The following is an 18,098-nucleotide window of genomic DNA, read 5'->3' on the forward strand; positions in this document are numbered from 1 at the left end:
TCCCATAGCGCAAGCCACCGCAGTGCGCGGGTGTTAACACGGCAGCCAGTCCGGGAGCAAGCCGGCATTGCTGCTTGTTCAGGAAGTGCGTGCCCGAGGACGGAAAACCGACCGCTGAATTGTCTCTCGCCTGGCCGAGCGATCGTGACCAAACTTCTCAAGGAAGAACCTGAATGACCGTGGCGCCGTGGCCGCACGGGCCAGCGCTTATCCCCTCCGAACCCATCGCCAAGCCGCCAACCAACCCGAATTCCAAGCCTTGCTTTCGCGAGGCTTTTTTTATGGAGCAAGCCTCATGGCCCGACCCGCAACTGCCGCCGTTCGCCTGCTGACGGGCGAGCGCGAACCCGTGCGCCTGGCGACGACGGCAAACCTGGAGACGGTCATCGTCGACGGCGTTGCCTGGATCCTCGGCCTGAAGACGATCGACGGGGTTTTGACCGCCGTCGGCGACCGGGTATTGGTCAAGAACCAGTCGGACGCCCGGCTGAACGGCATCTATACGGCGAGCGAGGGCTACTGGTACCGCGCGGCCGACGCCCGCACCGCGCGCACGATGCAGAAGGGAACGACCGTTCACGTGCAGGAGGGGGTTGTTTCGGGTGGCTTGGTCTACGCTTTCCAGACCCTCAATCCTGTGATCGGCACGAGCGACATCGTGATCTCCTACTATCTGTCGGATGATCCGCTCGGGGATATCGGCGGAGCGCTGGCGGCAGTCATCCACATCGCGGAACTCGCGCGCGACCTGGCCCAGCAATACGCCGCCGACGCCGCGCAGGTTTCGGGCGTCAACGTGCCGATCTACGCTTCCGTGGCGACGGCATCGGGCTCGACGATCGCTGCCGGCGTCAAGAGCATCAGGACCCAGTTCTACGCCCCGGTCTTCACGACCCCGGCAACCCTGGTGGGCGGCGCCAACTATGCCCGCATGTCGCGCGCGGCGATCACCGCCGGCGGCTACCCGGCGCTGGCCTATTTCCGCTCCGCCGACCGTTTCATGCCGGACGGGACGACCGATGCGGTCAATGGCGGGTTTTGGGTGTTGAATGAAAGCGTCGCCACCGCCACGATGTTTGGCGCCCGTGAAGGGCTTGCCGACAACGCGCTTGCGTTAAACGCGCTCGGCTCCTATTGCCGGATTACCAAGGCCGTGCTCGTCCTGCCTGCCGTAGCAACATACTACGCGGTTGGCTCTTCTATCGACTGGCGCGACATCAGCGAGATCAATGGCAAGGGGGCGCTGATACGCGGTGCTTTCGACGGCCTTTCGGCGGTCCGCATCGGTGGGACCGGAACGAATGTTTTGCGCGGCGCAAAGATCTGGTTGGAAGTCCAGAATACACCAGACAAATCTGTTGTCGCCAACACGCGAGGCATTCACTTCGGCGGCATGGCCGAGAGCAAGCTCTGGCTTGCTGCCCGTGGTTACGACGAAGGGCTCTATTTCGACGGCCTGACGGCAAATACAAATTGGGTAAGCAACGAATTCAACATCATCACTCTCTACAACAACGGCTCCCATGTGCATTGCGATCTGGCTGGCGCGAGCTATTTCGTAAACAACCAGTTCCGCGGTGGAACCTGGTACATCGGCACCAACCAGAAGGCGGCGGGTCGCGGGACCTTCAAGCTGACTCTCGCCGGGACCGCTGCCGTTGAAGAGGTGTTGATCGACAGCCCCCAAATCGGCATTGATGGTGGCTCGGCCGGCGTTAGCCATGCAGCTTTCATCTACGCCGCGCTAGGCAGCACCAGCAACCTGACCACCGTGTTTTTCAAGAATGCGCGCATCGAAACTTACAGCGCCTTCACCAACACACTTGCTCTCGTCAACGTGCCATCCGCGACTGGCTTCGCCTCCTTCAACATTGATCTTTTGAGCGCGTCAGGCATCGATGACGCGAACATCCTTTCGCCTGATCTGAAGCGCCTGTTTGTCTCGCTGCGAGATATGTCGAATAGGCCGACTGGAGGGGCCAACTTGGTGAGGCGCTTTCAGGGCGAGCGGTTCTTTCCGGTGCAGGCCGAGGGCCGCATCACGGTACCCGGCGTCGTTTTGTACGACAGCGCGACCGGCGGTTATACAGCTCCATCGCCCTTCCTGACCAACGGTGTCACGGCGCGCACGTCGCGGGCCAACGGCGACGGCCAACTTGTGGTGTCAAGCTCGGGCCAGGCTGTCGGCCACATCTACAAAAAAGCCAACACCACACAGCACGCGTTCCTCAACTTCCTTAACGGTTCGCGCGCCATTACCGTCATCTGTTTCGACGCCTCTGGCACCGTGTTGTCAGGCAATGCCCCGTACTATGCAAAAGGTAGCAACGGCCAGTCAATCGCTCGAACCGGTGCATCGGTTTATGAATTTTCGACCAACTGGCTGTGGATACACCCATCTGTTGCCTCATTCTTCGTTGGGGCGTCCGGATGGATTGGCGCAACGATCATTGAAAGTATCGATTTTGAACAAGGCTTCGCCGCGCCCATACTGCGATTGCGTGATCAAGAGACCGACATCAGCCGGCTTTGCTATAGCTTCCTTATGGAAAGCTATCTTCCCGTTGGAGCGACCATCGAGCGGGCACAATTTGGTGGATATCGAAATACATTCCTACTGAAGACCACCGTCTCCACCGCCGCCATTTCCGGTGCCACCACGATTGGCTTAGCAAGCGTCGCGGGAATCACGGCTGGCGACCGTATTGGAATCGAACTTGACACTGTGATTACCGGAGCAGAGCTCCAATGGCACCACACAACTGTGAACGGCGCACCTTCGGCTAACACGGTGACACTGACCAATGCCTTGCCGGCAGCAGCCGCTGCCGGCCGCGCGGTCAGGCTCAATCGCTGGGTGGTGCGCTAGTTCGGTTTCTTGCAGGATCAGCAATGCTTCGTCGCCATCGGGAAGTACGGCACCTTCAGGTAGTCATCGGCCGCCATGGGGCGGGGTGTCGATGTTCCGGCGCATGCCGAGATAAAGCCTGCGGGCGATATTTCTGAGCAAGGTCTCGCCTCCGATGGTTTATCCGGGCTGTCGTCTCGTCACCGCCTGATGCCCCAGGCATAGGTTCTTTGCTTGGACGCGTTCAGACGGCGCACCTCGTACCGGCCCTGCCGCTCGATCTCGGCGACTGCTTCGACCACGCCATCGAAGGACCCTGGCGTGACGTCGTCGAATACGACCATGTCGCCCTCGCGCTGAACGCCCGAAACGCAGCGATGCTCGGCCAGCACGTTCTTCCTGGTGTGCTGCGCGTCGATGAAGGCGAAGTGGATCCGGTTCACGCCGACCCTGGGCAATTGAAGGAGTGAATCGCCTTGCAGGAAAATGATCCGGTCGGCCAGCGGCTGCCAAGGCCGAAGCAGTTCGGCGCGCGACTTCCTGCCGTCATGGTCGTCGATGCAATTCCAGTAGAAGCGATGATGGTGCGGCAGGACGTCGAGCGTGACGACATGCCCGCAGGCGCCGGCATCGGCGAGTGCCTTGGCCATGCAGATCGCGGAGAAACCACGCGCGGTGCCGGTCTCGACGACGGTGGTGAACGGCCTTGGGCTGTCGGCCAGCTGGCGGCGAAGAAGACTGTAGAGCACCCGCCCGTGCGGGTAGGCGAGCGCGCTGGTCTTGATGGTGATCTGGGTGTGGAGGGCCAGTTCGTCGAGCCAGTCGCGATCGACGGCAAAGCCGGTTTCGGCCTCGAGCCTGTCGATCTCAGCGAATGAGACGCGCCGGGTGGCTTCGAACAGCCTCAGATATTCCTTTTTCGAGGCACGCGGCGCCGAGCCCAGCGGGTCGACGTTCCAGCGGCGATCGATGGCGGCCGACAGCCTGTTGAAGGCCAGGCGCCGCGCGGCGCCAACAAAGTCTCTCATCCCAGACCTGTTCGTCCCAAAATTGTATTTTTTCTAACCATGCGCCGGCCGGCGCGCAAGGCGACCTCCGGTTTTGACGCACTGCAAGTAGGCACCGAGGCGCGCGCAACGGCGACTATCCGCACCCCTGTGCTGCCGGCGATCACCCACTCACCTCATCCACCAAGAAATCGAAAGGGATATCATGGACCGCAATTTTACGCGGGCGCTTGCGCTCGTCCTCAAATCCGAAGGCGGCTGGTCGGACAATCCGGCCGATCCGGGCGGCGCCACCATGAAGGGCGTCACGCTCGCCAATTTCCGCCGCTACGTGAAGGCGGATGCCGCCAAGGCGGATCTCAGGAAGATCAGCGATGCCCAACTCGCCACGGTGTACCGCCGCTTCTACTGGGATGCGGTGGCTGGCGCCGAGTTGCCCGATGGCGTGGACTACGCAGTGTTCGATTTTGCCGTGAACAGCGGGCCGGGCAGGGCGGCGAAATATCTTCAAGCAGTGGTCGGCGCCGCCCCGGACGGCCGCATCGGGCCCGAGACGCTCGCTGCCGTCAGTTCCAGACCGGCCGCCGTCGTCATCGACAATCTCTGCGATGCCCGCCTGGCTTTCCTGAAGCGGCTTCCGACCTGGTCGACTTTCGGCAAAGGCTGGTCGAGCCGGGTCGGATCCGTCCGCGCACAGGCGCTGCTGCTGACGGCTGTCGGGGCAGGCGAGGCATCGGCCACGCGGCCAGATCCTGCACCGGCCGCTGCTGCGGCGGCGCCGGGCGGCGCTGCTGCCGTAGATGCCGTCGAACCGGTCGCGGCGGCGCCTGCCGGCGCCAACATCCCAGCTGCCACCAAGGCGGGCGGGATCATTGTCGCGTGCCTGCTCGTCGCCTACGCCGCCTGGCACCACATCGCCGCCGCCTTGCAAGGAATGTTCTGATCATGGCCACCACAACCCAGCCGACCATCCGCCCGACCAACAAACTGACGGCCGCGACCATCGCCGCCGCCGCCGTTTCGATTTCCGGCGTCTTCGTGCGCAATGTCTGGCCATCCTGGTACGATGCCGAGACATGGGCCACGCTGCTGCCGCTAGCCGTCTTTGCCGTCGGCTATCTCGTCAAGGACGCGCCAAACCAATGAGCGCGCTCCTCTCCTTCCTGCTCAGCAATTCGACCGTTCTCGGCATCGGCGCGGCCATCGCCGCTGCGTTTGGCTGGGGTGTTCGCCAGCGGCTTGCCGGCGAGCGCGCCGAACGCAGCCGGCAGGCCGCGGCCGAGGCGGCGGCGCGGGACGTCGCCAACCAGGTTGACAACGATATCGGCGCGCTACCCGCCGCCACTGCCCGAAAGGAGCTCAGGTCATGGGCAAGGGATTGATTGTCGCAGCGGCCGCAGCACTTGTCGCGGTAGCCGGCTGCACCACCGTCACCGGCGGATTTTGCGCGGTCTCGAGCCCGCTGCGCTTGTCCGCATCCGCCGTCGCAGCACTGTCGGATGCGGAAGTCCGGACGCTGCTGGCGCACAACCGCAAGGGCGAGAAACTGTGCGGGTGGAAGCCATGACGATCGTGTTGCCGCTCGATTCGGGCCCTGCTGCTCGGGGACCGCTCATCTTCGGTGCCGGATCGGTCATTCTGTTTCCTGATCGCGAGACAATGAAATGATGCATGATCTTTTCGACCTGCTCGGTATCAAGGTGCCGGTGGTGGTCGCCGGCCTTTCCGGCGGCATATTGCGCGCGCTGTCGCGCCACCGCTACAAACCGCGCGAGATGGTGGCCTCGCCGATCTGCGGCGCGCTAGCCGCCGCCTATCTGACGCTGCCCGTGGTCCAGTATTCCCGCGCCATGGGCCTGCCGATGGCCAATGACGACACCACGACCCTGGCGGCCGCATTCCTCATCGGCGTCTGCGCGATGTGGATATCGGATATCGTATTCGAGGTCGTGGTGCGCAGGTTCAGGCCTGGGGAGTGACGCCGCGCGTCCGTGGTGATCGGCAGCAGGACGCGCCCGTCGACTGGACGAAGCCGACGACAATGCCCATCTATGGGAAATCCTGGAGCGGCTGTCATAGCGCCGGGCCTCCAGTTTTATCGTGCGCAATTCCGGACGGAAACGGCTACAACCTTTCCCCGGAGTTGCTTTGGGGAGATTTGATATGGCGACTTCAAGCGAACGCGCGGTGCTTGCCGGCGGCTGTTTCTGGGGCATGCAGGATCTGATCCGACGCATCCCGGGCGTCCTGTCCACGCGCGTCGGCTACAGCGGCGGCGACGTGCCTGATGCCACCTACCGAAACCATGGCACCCATGCCGAAGCCATCGAGATCAATTTCGATCCCGCCAGGGTGAGCTACCGTACGCTGCTGGAGTTCTTCTTCCAGATTCATGATCCGACGACACGCAACCGCCAGGGCAACGATGTGGGGATGAGCTACCGTTCGGCGATCTACTACACCACCGATGAGCAGAAGCGCGTCGCCGAAGACACTATCGCCGACGTCGACGCCTCGGGCCTGTGGCCCGGCAAGGTGGTCACCGAGGTGGCTCCGGCCGGCGCGTTCTGGGAAGCCGAACCCGAGCATCAGGACTATCTGCAGAAATACCCGAACGGCTACACCTGTCATTTCGTCAGGCCGGGCTGGAAGCTGCCGGTTCGCGAAAAGGCTGTTTCGTAGACGGCGCCCGAACCGAGACGAAGGCCGATGGCGGTTTACGTCTCAGGCGCCTGCCTGTTCGGCGAGGGTGAAACATAAAGAGACGGAAACGCCACGGAACAGACGCCCCGTGGCGTTCTCCAGCAGTTTCGGCGAATGGCTACTTGCCGCAATGCTTGTCATTGACGGTCGGCGAAGCCGTGCCCGGAGCGGTGTGGCTGGCATCCGGCTGAGCACCTTGTGGGCTGGCCGGACAGTTCCGGTCCGCGTTCGAATTCATGCCGTCGGGCATGACGGTCGTGCTGCCGGTCGTGCCAGGATCCACCGTGTTCGGCGATGCCGGCGTGTTCGGGTCGACCGTGACCGACTGGCCGCTGCCGGGCCCATTATTGGCGCCGTTTCCGCCAGCACTTTGCGCCATCGCCGAAGTCGCGAGACCAATGGTAAGAGCCGAAGCTGCGAGGATTTTCATGAGCATGGTTTGTCTCCATTTCTGTGAAGTCTTCGCTCGTTTCCACGAAGTTCGTCGCGTTTGCGACTATAGGGACAACCACTCGTCGTGGCTAAGGTTCCGGACAAATTTCCCTCAAGACCGGGCCCGACGGAACCGCCCATAATCAGGCCTGGCGCAATGCATTTCCGGCGATGGTCCTGAAAAAACAGCTTTCATAGCCGCCCGATTGGTGCTTTAACGCGTCCATCCACAGGGGTGCTCCGTACGGTCGGGGCTGAGACGGGGGCGGCAAGCCCACAGACCCTAGAAGCTGATCTGGGTAATACCAGCGGAGCGAGGCGGGCGATGTTTTCAGGCGCACAGATTTCCCTATATCCCATGTCCAGCGATTTTGTCGGCGTCATCCTTGGCGCGCTCGGGGCACTGGACCCTTATCGTGATCGACTGCGGATCGAGACCGACGATATCTCGACCTTGCTGGTCGGACCGCCCGAGGTGCTGTTTCCTGCCATGCGCGACCTGTTCGTGGCGGCAGCGCGCAGCGGCAAGCATTGCGTGCTTTCGGCCGCCATCTCGCGCGGCTGCCCGGGCGAGCCGGACGATCCGATCTGCCGCTCCGACGCGTTTGGCGGACCTGCCGGGCCGCTCGGCCCGCGCAAGGAAGCCGCTATCGCCGCCGTGCGCGGCGTGGCCGCCACCGGCCAGCCGGCGGCGGCGCAGTTCTCGCTTTATGTCATGGGCACCGACGACCACATGGACGAGATCTATGGCTGCATCGACTTCCTGAAGCAGTCGGGCGTATATGAGCGCTCCAAGCATTTCTGCACAAAGTTGCGCGGCGACGCAGGCGCCATTTTTACCGCACTCAACGAGGCCTTTTGCCGCTTCGGGCCGGGTGCCGGCCACGTAACGCTCGACGTCACCGTCTCGGCCAACAGCCCCACCGCCGTCTGACGGCGCGCCCCGCGCCATCCGCTCCGGGTACCTGCGTGTCCTCCCCGTCCGCCCCTTCGCGTCCGATCGTGGACCTCATCGCCAGAACCGCTCCGGCGATGCTTTCGGTGGGGCTGCTGCTAGCCGCGTGGGAACTCTATGCGCGCTTTGGTGGCATCAAGCCGACAATCCTCCCGGCGCCATCGCGCGTCTTCGCTCAGGCAATGCTCAACCGGCACGCGCTGGCCGATAACGCCGTGCCAACCCTCCGTGCCACGCTCGCCGGCTTTGCCTGTTCGCTCGGCGCTGCCTTTGCGCTGTCGATATTGATCGACTTCTTCCAGCCATTGCGGCGCGCCCTTTTTCCGGTCTTCGTGGTCAGCCAGACCTTGCCGCTGGTGGCGATTGCACCGCTGGTGGTGCTGTGGTTCGGCTTTGGGCTGATGCCCAAGATCATGCTGGTGGCGCTGGTCACCTTCTTTCCGATGTTGGTGGCTTTGGCCGAAGGCTATGAGGCGACAGAGGCTGAGATCGGCCAAATGCTGCGCGCCATGGGAGCAGGGCGCTGGCGTGTCTTCATCCTGGCGCGGCTGCCCTCGGCGCTGCCCTACTTCTTCGCCGGTGTCAGGATCTCGATCACCTATGCCGTCGTTGGCGCCATCTTCGCCGAATATGCGGGCGCGGCGAAGGGCCTCGGCATCTACATGCTCAACGCCAAGAACAACTTCCGCCCGGACCTGGTGCTGGCCGCCGTCGCCGTCAGCGCCGTGCTGACGCTCGTCCTGTTCGGGCTGACGATGCTGGTCCAGCGCCTTGCCATGCCATGGGAACGGACCGCCGGCGGGCGGGCCGCAGGAAAGGGGCCGTGGCGATGAACCGGCTCGAACTGCGACATGTGCGCAAGGCCTTCGAAGGACTCGACGTGCTTGCCGACATTTCGCTCAGCGTCGGCGCCGGCGAATTCGTCTCCATTCTGGGCCCCTCCGGCGCCGGCAAGTCGACGCTGTTCCAGCTTCTGACCGGCGCGCTTCACGGCGAGGGCGAGATATTCTTCGACGGCAAGCCGCTCGATGACCACGGCCGGCATTTCGCTTTCATGCCGCAGCGCGACGCGTTGATGCCTTGGCGGCGCATTCTCGACAACGCCACGCTCGGGCTTGAGGTGCAAGGTGTCAGGCGCAAGGCTGCCCGCGCTCGCGTTGCTCCGCTGTTCGAGGAATTCGGGCTTGCCGGTTTCGAACGGCATTTTCCGGCGCAGCTTTCCGGCGGCATGCGCCAGCGAGCGGCCTTGCTGCGCACCGTGGTGCAGGAACGCGATATGCTGCTGCTCGACGAGCCATTCGGCGCACTCGATGCCCTGACCCGCGCCGCCATGCAACGCTGGTTGGAACAGATGCGGCGGCGCCACTGCTGGACGGCGCTGCTGATCACCCACGACGTGCGCGAAGCTGTGTTCCTGTCCGACCGCATCTATGTGCTTTCGGCGCGGCCGGCGCGCGTCGTCGCTGAGATCACCGTGCCGCTGCCGCGTCCACGCGAACTGGCCGGCGGCGCTGCACGGCAGGCCGGCACCCTCGAAGCCGAGATCCTCGACATCCTCCTCAACCCGAGCCACCAGAAGGACACGGACCATGACTGACCTGACGCGCCGGCAAGCCTTGCTGCTCACTGCCGCTGCCGGCCTTCCCCTTGTAGCCCGGCCAGGCCGATCTCTTGCCCAGGCGGCCGCCCGGAAAGTAACGGTGGCGCTGGACTGGACGGTCAACACCAACCATATCGGCCTGTTCGTCGCTCGCGACAAAGGGTTTTACAGCGAGGCCGGCCTCGAGGTCGACATCCTGCCCTACAGCGATACCGGTGCAGGCACGCTGATTGCCAACCGCGTTGCCGATTTCGGCATCAACGGCTCCATCGGCCTCTTCACCCAGAAAACCGCCGGCGCCGATCTCAAGGCGGTCTATGCCGTGGTGCAGTCCGAAACCGGACGGCTGGTGTTCAATGCAGCGCGTGACGAGATCAGAACCCCCAGGGATCTTGACGGCCTGACCTATGGCGGTTTCGGCAGTGCCTGGGAAAACGCGCTGATCTCGACCATCATCCGTCACGACGGCGGCAAGGGGGCTTTCGAAACGGTGACGCTCGGCACGTCCGCCTATGAGGCGCTGGCCAACGGTTCGATCGACTTCACGTTGGAGGTCTCGACCTGGGAAGGCGTCGAGGCAGAACTGAAAGGCATCAAACAGCGAAGCTTCGTCTATGCCGACTACGGCGTCCCCGACGAGCACACCACGCTGATCTCCTCTAGCGATGCGTATCTGCGTGCAAATCCGGAATTGGCGTCGGGCTTCATACGGGCAACGCGGCGCGGCTACCAGTTCACCGTCGATCATCCCGAAGAAGCGGCCACACTGCTGATCGCCGCCAACAAGGGTGCCCTGACCAATCCGGCATTGATCCACGCCTCGCTGAAGACGCTGATCGACGGGCACTATCTGCGCCGGCAAAACGGCGCCATAGGCAGCATGGACCCGGCCAAGATGGAAGCGATCGGTTCCTATCTCTTCGCCGCCGGCATCCTCCGGAACGGGGACGGCGAGCCCGTTGCCCGGCAACCGGATTTTGGCAACTATTTCAGTAACTTCTATCTGGGGTAGGGATCAAACCGCATCGGGCGCCAGCGCTGCTCAAGCTGATTGCCTTTCGTCAGTCTCGTCAGAGCTGCGCCCAAGGCAAACCTTTAAGGCAATAAAGCACAGAGCGGCGACTGCCATTACGCCCAAACCACTCCAACGCAAAATCCGCGCCCTCCCGAAAAGCCCGTCTAATCTACCCCAAGGCTCAGTGCCTTCTTGCGATCGGCCTGAGCACGCTTGCGGTTGCCCTTGGCTTCCCACGCCCGGCTCCGCGCCTCGTAGGCGGTTGCGAAATCCGGCTTAAGCCTTATCGCCTGGCTGAAATCCGCGATGGCCCCTTCACAGTCCGCTCTGCTGGTTCGGATCACGCCTCGACCGAAATAGCCAAAGGGGTTCTTGTGATCGAGGCTGATGGCCTTTTCGAAATCGTGCAGCGCGGCGACGTCCTCGTGCCCTCCCATCCATAGGAGGCCTCGATCGGCATAGACCCTTGCGTCCGCGGGGTTGAGATTGATGGCCTTTTCGAAGTCGGCAAACGCCCCGTCGTAGTTTTCCTGGAAACTGAGGTTCTGGCCGCGACTGTAGTAGGTCTCGGCTATATTCGGATTGATCGCGATCGCCTGCGTGTAATCGGCAACAGCATGAGCATAATCGTTCTTGGCCTCCCAAGCCATGGCCCGGGCCAGATAGGCGTCATGAAATGCCGGGACCAGTGCGATCGCCTTGCCATACAGGGCTATGGCGCCGTCATAGTCATTTTTCTCATGCAGCCTCCGACCCTTGGCGAAAAGCGCCTTGGCGGCCGAATCAGTATCGCTCGGTGCGGCCGAACCGGCGGCTGAACTGGCGGTGGCCGCCGCCGAGCTGACGGCGCCGAGCGTGGCGGCCGCCATATCGCCCTGTCCCTTCGCAGCCACAGCCGCCTTGCGGGCGACCGCGTAATCGCGATTGTCGGGATCGAGCTTGATCGCCTGGCCGAAGTCGGCGATTGCCTCGTCATAGTCCTTCCTGTCAGCACGCGCCATGCCGCGCCCATAATAGCTGGCGTCGTCTTTCGGATCGATCTCGATGGCTACCGAATAGGCGGCAATCGCGCGCCCCGCGTCGCCCTTGGCGTGCCAGGCCATGCCCATGCAGAAGTAGGCGTCGCGCGCTTTTGGATCGAGTGTTGAAGCCCGGCTGCAATCGGCAAGAGCGCCTTCGGCATCGCCTGACGTGATCTTGGCGAGGCCCCGGCGAGAATGAGCCGCAGCAAAATTGGGGGCGAGCTGGATGACCGTGTCGTAATCGGCGATCGCTTGCTCGTAAACGCGTTTGGCGGCCTGGGCCTTGCCGCGGCCGTAATAGGCGAACCGGTTGTTCGGATCGAGCGCAATCGCTTTGTTGTAGGCGCCGATCGCCTGATCGTACTTGCCCATGTCCAGGAAGGCATCGCCGCCAAGGATCGCTTCGAGGGCGCGCGGATCGGTCGCCTCCAGAACCCTTGCGGCCAGCGTGTCTTGGGTGGCAGTGATATCCGGAACGACGGCTCGCTGCTTTTGCTGTTGGGTGTCCGGCAACGGTGCCGGCTTGCTTTGGTCGGCGGCAAGCTGAGCGCCGCAGCTTCCTGCCCGCGTCGGATCAAGCTCGATGGCGCGCAGGCAATCCGCCGCCGCTCCGGCGCTGTCTCCCTTGAGTGTCCTTGCGCGGCTGCGCCCGAGATAGGCGTCCGCATTGTCGGGATCGAGGCTGATCGCCTTGTCAAAATCGAGAAGCGCGCCCTCGAGGCCATACTTCGACAGCCGCATCCCCGCACGCTCGATCAAGGTCTTTGCGGCTGCGCGATTGCTGGTCGTATCCTTGGCGGCGGATAAGTCCTCGCCGGGCGCCTGTTCAGCATCGTCATCGGTGACAGTGGGATCGAACTCACTCTCGGCGGCGCGGGCGATACCGCGTTTGACATTGGCCAATATGTTGTTGGGATCGATACGGACCGCCTCGTCATACTCGGCCAGGGCCTGTTTCGGGTCGCCCATCCTGTCCCAGGCGATGCCCAGGCCCGCATGCGCCTTGCCATTCTGAGGGTCCGCCTCGATCGCCTGTTGAAAATCGATGATGGCCGCGTCGATCTTGCCCTTGTGCAGGAAGGCGAGGCCACGGTTGCTGTAGGCATCGCTGGAGGACGGCTCCAGGCTGATGGCGATGTTGAAGTCCGCGATCGCACGGTCGTCGTCTCCATTGCTGAACCAGTCGGCGCCGCGGTTGAGATACGCGGAAGCGTCGTTCGGATCGAGCGCGATCGCCTCGCTGTAGTCGGCGATCGATCGGTCGTATTGCTTCTGGTCGCCGAGAGCGACGCCCCTTTGGAAATAGGCTGTGGCGCGGCTGCGCGCTGGCTCTGCGGCGTCCTCCGCAATCGCGGAGCAGGCAACAATGCGCTTGTCCGACTCGATGTCCTCGCCGAAGCAGGTTGCATAATCCTTCTCGGCTGCGAGCGCAGGCGTGTTCCGGGCGAGAGCGGCGCCAAGCCCGGCTGAGGGCCACCGGTCGGGCGCAAGGCTTGTCAGCGCGATCGCGGCGGCGAGGAGCCCCGCATCCTTCCACCTCATCATATCGCTGGTCCCCCCAAAACTTTAATCCGCCTTGGCAGCTAGGTTCCCTACTGTTCCTTATTTGTTCCAGAAATGCAAGCATGAATTGCAAATCCGCTCTCACAGATCTGACGATGCAAGATCGAGATAAGTCGAAGTGGATCCGATCTTGACGCTCAACCGCCTGTTTTTGCTGTCGGCTTTATCCTTCTACAATCTCGCCGTTTACGCCGTAGTCACGTTCCTTCAGCTTTATCGTATCCTGCGCGTCGGCCGGTCGGAAAGCCCCGCCATTGCGGCAGGACTGCTGCACGAATTGCGCCGTCGCCTTCTCGACGTCATGCATTAGGTGGAACGCGAACGCGTTCAAAGCGTTGTCTGTGAGCAACATTCTCAACCCAGAAGTGCCGAACCGGCGCGCAAGTGCCTGCGGGAGTGGAAGCCATGAGTCTTGGAACCATCCTTATCATCATCCTTATCCTCGCCCTGCTCGGCGGCTTCAGTGGCCTCGGCGGCGGTCCGTTCTACGGAACCGGTTATTATGGTGGCGGCGGGCTGGGGCTTGTGTTGCTGATCGTCATTATTCTGGTCGTGCTCGGACGCATCTAAAGCGCGTCGTGCACGTCGTTCTCACAAGGCGAGAGCCGCTTTTGGGCGACATGCATTGTTTGGGCGACATGCATTGGTCGCTGATCGCGATCCCGTGACCAATGTCGATGCCGGTGCGCACCGGATCGTGATGCGGGCAAACAGGCTTGTGATCGGGCCTCTGGCGAAACTCCCGTAAGGTGATTTCGGTCCACACCCCCCGTGGAAAGCAAGAGGAGAGGTCCCACCCCTTGTCCTCCTCCAAGGCCCGCCCCGGTTCCCGGAGCGGGCTTTCGTTCTTCTGCCGGTAGGGTCACCGCAGCAGGATCGCGACACGGTGCGACGCGTCCAGCACTGGGGAAATTCCTTCTTCGTTGCCGCCTGCGGCCGGCGGATCGTCGAAAGCAGTGCATCGGGGCACATGACCCGTCCCATTGACAAGTCCGCTATACGAGGAGAGATTAAACAGGACTAGACAGGTTCACTATACAGGTACGAATATGAAGCGGAGCGCGATCAAACTGTCTCCCGGCACGGGCAAGCCCGAGCAGATCGCCACCGTTCTGGAATACGAGATCCGCTCCGGCGTGCTGGGTTTCGGCGACCGTCTGCAAAGCGAAAACGAACTCGTGCAGCGTTTCTCCGTCAGCCGCAACACGGTGCGCAAAGGCTTGGAGGAACTTTCCAGCCGCGGATTGATCACCACAAAGGTCGGTATCGGCTCCTTCGTCACCTTTGACGGCAAGCCGGTCGATGATGCGATCGGCTGGTCGCGCGCGCTGGCCAATGCCGGCGCCAACGCCGAAACGCGGACGCTGCGGCTGGAGGTGATCGAAGACCACGACCTTGCCGTGCTGTTAGGCGTCGAAAGTCCGCTCTTCATCGCCGTCGACCGGGTCCGCACCAATGCCAGCGACGGCCATGCCATCTCCATCGAACGCAGCCGCCTGCCGCTGTCGCCAGAGCTGGAGGACGTGCCTCTGCGGGGCTTGCGCGAAGGCTCGCTGCACCAGACGCTACGCGAAGCGGGGCTTGTACCCGACCATGGCGAGGAGTGGGTCGACATCGAGATGTTGAACGCCCATGACGCCGCTATCCTCGGGTGCCCGCAAGGCACACCCTTCCTGCGCGGCCGTCGCCTGACGCGTGCGGCCGATGAGCGGCCGGTCGAATATGTCACCAGCCTGCTCAATCCCGCCCATTTCGCGCTGCATATGAGGTTCTGAGCGATGCCGGAGAACGAGCTTGAGATGGACCGCGCCATGGGTGCGCTCGTCGGCGGGGCGCTGGGCGACGCGCTCGGCATGCCGACGCAGCTTCTGTCGCCTCAGCGCATCGCCGAACTCTACGGCCATGTCGAGGATTTCGTCTCGCCCTTTGCCGATCATCCGGTGTCGAAAGGGCTGCCGGCCGGGACTATCACCGACGATACCGAGCAGGCGCTGCTGCTCGGCCGCATCCTGGTTGCCTCAGGCGACCGCTTCGACCATGCGCGCTGGGTCAACGCGCTGCTCGACTGGGAGCGCGAGGTCAAGGCGCGCGGCAGCTACGACCTTTTGGGACCGTCGACCAAGCGCGCCATCGACGCCATCAACAAGGGCGTGCCAGCCGAGGAGGCTGGGCGCGGCGGCGACACCAATGGCGCGGCCATGCGCATCGCGCCGCTCGGCATCATGATGCAGCCGGAGCCGCTGGATGCGCTCGTCGACAAGGTGGCCGAAACCTGCCGGGCGACACACAACACCTCGATCGCCATTGCCTCCGCCGCGGCGGTCGCGGCCGCCGTCAGCCGCGGCATCGCCGGCGGCGACTGGCGCGCCGCGTCCGACAGCGCCGTCGCGGCGGCGAGGCGGGGGGCGACACACGGCCACTGGGTGACCGGCGGCGACATCGCCGCGCGCGTCGCCTGGGCGCAGGATCTGATCCGCGGCAAGGCGCCACGAGACGCGGTCCGGCTGATCACCGATCTGGTCGGCACCGGCGTTGCCAGCCAGGAGTCCGTTCCGGCCGCTTTTGCTGTGCTGGAGGTCGCCGGCGGCGATGCTTGGCAAGCGGCGGTCATCAGCGCCAATCTCGGCGGCGACACCGACACGATCGGCGCCATCGCCGCAGGCATGGCCGGCGCCTGCACCGGCCTTTCACGATTGCCGCAGGACCGCATCGCCCGCCTCAAAGGCTTTGACATGGCGGGCGTTCGTGCGCTCGCCGCCGATCTCGTCGCGGCGCGGACCTCGCACAGTCGCCTGGAGCAGGCCGGCCCCGGCAAGGACGCGGCGGCATGAGCGCGCGTCTCGTCCATATCGGCAGCGCGGTGGTCGACTATGTCTACCGTATCGATGCCTTGCCGGCGCCGGGCACGGAGAAGACGGCTTCGAGCTATGCGCAGGTCGCCGGTGGCGGTTTCAACATGATGGTCGCGGCAATCCGCACCGGGATGAAGGTGGTATTCGCAGGCCAACTCGGCAGCGGACCCAATGGCGACTTCCTGCGCGCCGCCTTCGCCGTCGAAGATATCAACATTCTGACGCAGCCTTCGCCTCTGATGGATAGCGGCAACTGCGTCGCCATGATCTCCAGCGATGCCGAACGCACCTTCGTGTCGTGGCCGGGGGCGGAGAGCGTGCTCAGCCTCGACATGATGGCTCCGGTGCTGGTCTCGACCGAGGATTGGGTGTTCACGTCAGGCTATACGCTGAGCTATCCCGGCAGCCGCGACGCGCTCACCGACTGGATCGAGACGCTGCCGGCGGACATTCCACTTGTCTTCGACCCGACGCCGGTCGTTTCGGACATTTCGCGCGCCACCCTGTCGCGGGTGCTCGCCCGCACGACCTGGCTGAGCTGCAATACGACGGAAGCCGCCGACATTGCCGGCCCGGGCGATGCCGACGCCCTTGCGGCGCGATTGCTTGCCGATCATTGTCCCAAGGCCGACGGCGTCGTCATCCGCTGCGGCGCCAGGGGCTGCCATATCCGACTGGCGGACGGTTCCGCCGGGACCATTCCCGGTTTCAAGGTGGCGGCGGTCGATACCAACGGCGCCGGCGACACTCATATTGGCGCCTTCGTAAGTGCGCTCGCGCGCGGCATGCTGCCTTTCGAGGCGGCGCGCTACGCCAATGCGGCGGCGGCCATTTCGGTCACTCGCCATGGCGGTTCATCCGCGCCCACAGACGCGGAGATCCGGACTTTCCTGAGCCATGCCGACGGTGGCTCGACCGGCGCGCGAGGCCAGAACCGGAAGGCCCATCAGACAGCCTGATTAAGCCCGGGAAGCGGGCAAACAAAAGAGAGGAACGAACATGCGCATGCCTGACTTTACTGCCCTGCTGACGGCGACGGCCGTCTTCACCTCCGCACTTACTTTTGCCGCCAAGGCCGATGAAGTGCACGTGCTCAACTGGAAGGGCTACGGCGCCGACGAGCCATGGGCGATCGCCGCCTTCGAGAAGGCGACCGGCCATAAGGTGGTCAACGACTTCTTCAATTCCGAACAGGAAATGCTGACCAAGATCCGCACCAATCCCGGCCTCTATGACGTCGTCATGATCAACGCCGCCTTCAACGACCAGGCGATGGCTGAAAAGCTGATCCAGCCGATCGACACCTCCAAGCTGCCCAACTATGCCGATATCAGCAAGGACAAGGCGAACTCGCCGATGCTCGACCATGACGGCAAGGTCTATGGCGTGCCGTGGGTGTGGGGCCTGACCGCCCTTGCCATCAACGAAAAGTCCTTCGACAAGCCGCCGACGTCGATCGCCGAAATGTGGAATCCCGCCCACAAGGGCCGCGTCGTCATCCGCGACGACGCCGTCGAGGCGGTGCAGTTCGGCGCCATCGCGACGGGCCAGAACATCAACGACATCAAGGATATGGACGCGGTCAAGACGAAGCTCACCTCGCTGATGCCGCAGATCAAGACCTTCTGGAGCTCGGAGAACGACTGGAACCAGATGGTGGCTTCCAACCAGATCGACATCGGCACCTATTGGAGCGGTTCGGCCGACCGCGCCAAGACGCATTTCAAGCTGCCGGTCTCGCTCGTGATCCCGCAGGAAGGCGCCGTCGCCTGGCTGGACGCCTTCTCCATCCCGGTCGGCTCCAAGAATGTCGCGGGCGCCGAAGCCTTCATCAATTACATGATCGATCCGAAATTCTATGTCGAATGGGTCACCAAGGTCGGTGCACCGGTGTCGGCCAACACCAAGGCGGTGGAAGCGTTGCCCGAGGATTCGTTCAACCGCAAGGTGATGGGTGATCCCACAGTCGCCAAGCGCATCCAGTTCCAGGCTCCGATCACCGATGCGCAGCGCGAAGCTTATCTTACGCTCTGGCAGCAGCTCAAGGTCGACGTGAAGTAAAACCCGCGCCAGGGCCAGCCGGCGTTCGCGCCGGTTGGTC

General features: G+C 63.4%; 20 protein-coding genes and 1 riboswitch. Of the genes, 17 read left to right on the forward strand and 3 right to left on the reverse strand.

Going from position 1 to position 18,098, the window contains the following annotated elements:
• Positions 1–295: 295 nt before the first annotated feature.
• Positions 296–2,869, forward strand: a complete 2,574-nt coding sequence (locus LB541_RS20350) for a hypothetical protein (protein WP_140521538.1) — start codon at positions 296–298, stop codon at positions 2,867–2,869.
• Positions 2,870–3,048: 179 nt separating this feature from the next.
• Here the strand turns inward: LB541_RS20350 and LB541_RS20355 are convergent, their stop codons facing one another.
• Complete coding sequence (locus LB541_RS20355) at positions 3,049–3,876, reverse strand: O-methyltransferase (RefSeq protein ID WP_140515917.1); 828 nt, start codon at positions 3,874–3,876, stop codon at positions 3,049–3,051.
• A gap of 184 nt (positions 3,877–4,060) precedes the next feature.
• Between LB541_RS20355 and LB541_RS20360 the strand changes: the two genes are divergently transcribed.
• From LB541_RS20360 to msrA, 6 genes are all read left to right on the forward strand, one after another.
• Entirely contained in the window at positions 4,061–4,798 is a 738-nt protein-coding gene (locus LB541_RS20360) for a glycoside hydrolase family 108 protein (protein WP_224619441.1), read from the forward strand.
• 2 nt (positions 4,799–4,800) lie between these two features.
• Complete coding sequence (locus tag LB541_RS20365) at positions 4,801–5,001, forward strand: hypothetical protein (RefSeq protein WP_140499933.1); 201 nt, start codon at positions 4,801–4,803, stop codon at positions 4,999–5,001.
• Entirely contained in the window at positions 4,998–5,237 is a 240-nt protein-coding gene (locus tag LB541_RS20370) for an ABC transporter permease (protein WP_140521540.1), read from the forward strand. The genes LB541_RS20365 and LB541_RS20370 overlap by 4 nt, the downstream gene beginning before the upstream one ends.
• The gene (locus LB541_RS20375; RefSeq protein WP_140499930.1) at positions 5,222–5,422 is read left to right on the forward strand and encodes a hypothetical protein; all 201 of its coding nucleotides are present in this window, start codon (positions 5,222–5,224) and stop codon (positions 5,420–5,422) included. Before LB541_RS20370 ends, LB541_RS20375 begins: the two co-directional genes overlap by 16 nt.
• Positions 5,423–5,522: 100 nt before the next feature.
• Positions 5,523–5,834 (forward strand): hypothetical protein, encoded by a 312-nt coding sequence (locus LB541_RS20380; RefSeq protein ID WP_140500166.1) that lies wholly within the window; start codon positions 5,523–5,525, stop codon positions 5,832–5,834.
• A gap of 184 nt (positions 5,835–6,018) precedes the next feature.
• Positions 6,019–6,537 carry a peptide-methionine (S)-S-oxide reductase MsrA gene (gene msrA / locus LB541_RS20385; RefSeq protein WP_140663785.1) on the forward strand — a complete coding sequence of 173 codons (519 nt, stop codon included), beginning with the start codon at positions 6,019–6,021 and terminating at the stop codon, positions 6,535–6,537.
• A 139-nt stretch (positions 6,538–6,676) separates the two neighbouring features.
• Here the strand turns inward: msrA and LB541_RS20390 are convergent, their stop codons facing one another.
• Positions 6,677–6,994 (reverse strand): hypothetical protein, encoded by a 318-nt coding sequence (locus LB541_RS20390; protein ID WP_140515911.1) that lies wholly within the window; start codon positions 6,992–6,994, stop codon positions 6,677–6,679.
• A gap of 217 nt (positions 6,995–7,211) precedes the next feature.
• A riboswitch (TPP riboswitch) is annotated at positions 7,212–7,325 on the forward strand.
• On the opposite strand from LB541_RS20390, the gene LB541_RS20395 reads away from it, so the two are divergent.
• The 4 genes from LB541_RS20395 (at position 7,316) to LB541_RS20410 (ending at position 10,557) form a co-directional block, all read left to right on the forward strand.
• Positions 7,316–7,924, forward strand: a complete 609-nt coding sequence (locus tag LB541_RS20395; protein WP_224619442.1) for a Ykof family thiamine-binding protein — start codon at positions 7,316–7,318, stop codon at positions 7,922–7,924. (Overlaps the previous riboswitch by 10 nt.)
• Before the next feature lie 98 nt (positions 7,925–8,022).
• Positions 8,023–8,778 carry an ABC transporter permease gene (locus tag LB541_RS20400; RefSeq protein ID WP_140685726.1) on the forward strand — a complete coding sequence of 252 codons (756 nt, stop codon included), beginning with the start codon at positions 8,023–8,025 and terminating at the stop codon, positions 8,776–8,778.
• On the forward strand, positions 8,775–9,542 hold the full coding sequence (locus LB541_RS20405) for an ABC transporter ATP-binding protein (protein ID WP_224619463.1): 768 nt from the start codon (positions 8,775–8,777) through the stop codon (positions 9,540–9,542). The genes LB541_RS20400 and LB541_RS20405 overlap by 4 nt, the downstream gene beginning before the upstream one ends.
• Positions 9,535–10,557 (forward strand): ABC transporter substrate-binding protein, encoded by a 1,023-nt coding sequence (locus LB541_RS20410; protein WP_224619443.1) that lies wholly within the window; start codon positions 9,535–9,537, stop codon positions 10,555–10,557. The genes LB541_RS20405 and LB541_RS20410 overlap by 8 nt, the downstream gene beginning before the upstream one ends.
• Positions 10,558–10,724: 167 nt before the next feature.
• Here the strand turns inward: LB541_RS20410 and LB541_RS20415 are convergent, their stop codons facing one another.
• The gene (locus tag LB541_RS20415; RefSeq protein WP_224619444.1) at positions 10,725–13,127 is read right to left on the reverse strand and encodes a tetratricopeptide repeat protein; all 2,403 of its coding nucleotides are present in this window, start codon (positions 13,125–13,127) and stop codon (positions 10,725–10,727) included.
• A 148-nt stretch (positions 13,128–13,275) separates the two neighbouring features.
• On the opposite strand from LB541_RS20415, the gene LB541_RS20420 reads away from it, so the two are divergent.
• The 6 genes from LB541_RS20420 to LB541_RS20445 all read left to right on the forward strand — a co-directional run bounded on the left by LB541_RS20420 (position 13,276) and on the right by LB541_RS20445 (position 18,058).
• The gene (locus LB541_RS20420) at positions 13,276–13,455 is read left to right on the forward strand and encodes a hypothetical protein (RefSeq protein ID WP_224619446.1); all 180 of its coding nucleotides are present in this window, start codon (positions 13,276–13,278) and stop codon (positions 13,453–13,455) included.
• Between the two features lie 95 nt (positions 13,456–13,550).
• A complete protein-coding gene (locus LB541_RS20425) occupies positions 13,551–13,715 on the forward strand; it encodes a DUF3309 family protein (RefSeq protein WP_023757858.1) in 165 nt (54 codons plus the stop codon).
• A 479-nt stretch (positions 13,716–14,194) separates the two neighbouring features.
• Positions 14,195–14,920 carry a GntR family transcriptional regulator gene (locus LB541_RS20430; RefSeq protein ID WP_140499919.1) on the forward strand — a complete coding sequence of 242 codons (726 nt, stop codon included), beginning with the start codon at positions 14,195–14,197 and terminating at the stop codon, positions 14,918–14,920.
• A 3-nt stretch (positions 14,921–14,923) separates the two neighbouring features.
• Positions 14,924–15,976 carry an ADP-ribosylglycohydrolase family protein gene (locus LB541_RS20435; protein ID WP_140499917.1) on the forward strand — a complete coding sequence of 351 codons (1,053 nt, stop codon included), beginning with the start codon at positions 14,924–14,926 and terminating at the stop codon, positions 15,974–15,976.
• Positions 15,973–16,956, forward strand: a complete 984-nt coding sequence (locus tag LB541_RS20440; protein ID WP_140521544.1) for a PfkB family carbohydrate kinase — start codon at positions 15,973–15,975, stop codon at positions 16,954–16,956. The genes LB541_RS20435 and LB541_RS20440 overlap by 4 nt, the downstream gene beginning before the upstream one ends.
• 40 nt (positions 16,957–16,996) lie before the next feature.
• A complete protein-coding gene (locus LB541_RS20445) occupies positions 16,997–18,058 on the forward strand; it encodes an ABC transporter substrate-binding protein (protein ID WP_140499914.1) in 1,062 nt (353 codons plus the stop codon).
• The last annotated feature ends 40 nt before the right edge of the window (positions 18,059–18,098 follow it).

Source organism: Mesorhizobium sp. BR1-1-15 (genome assembly GCF_020165475.1).
Lineage (GTDB): Bacteria > Pseudomonadota > Alphaproteobacteria > Rhizobiales > Rhizobiaceae > Mesorhizobium.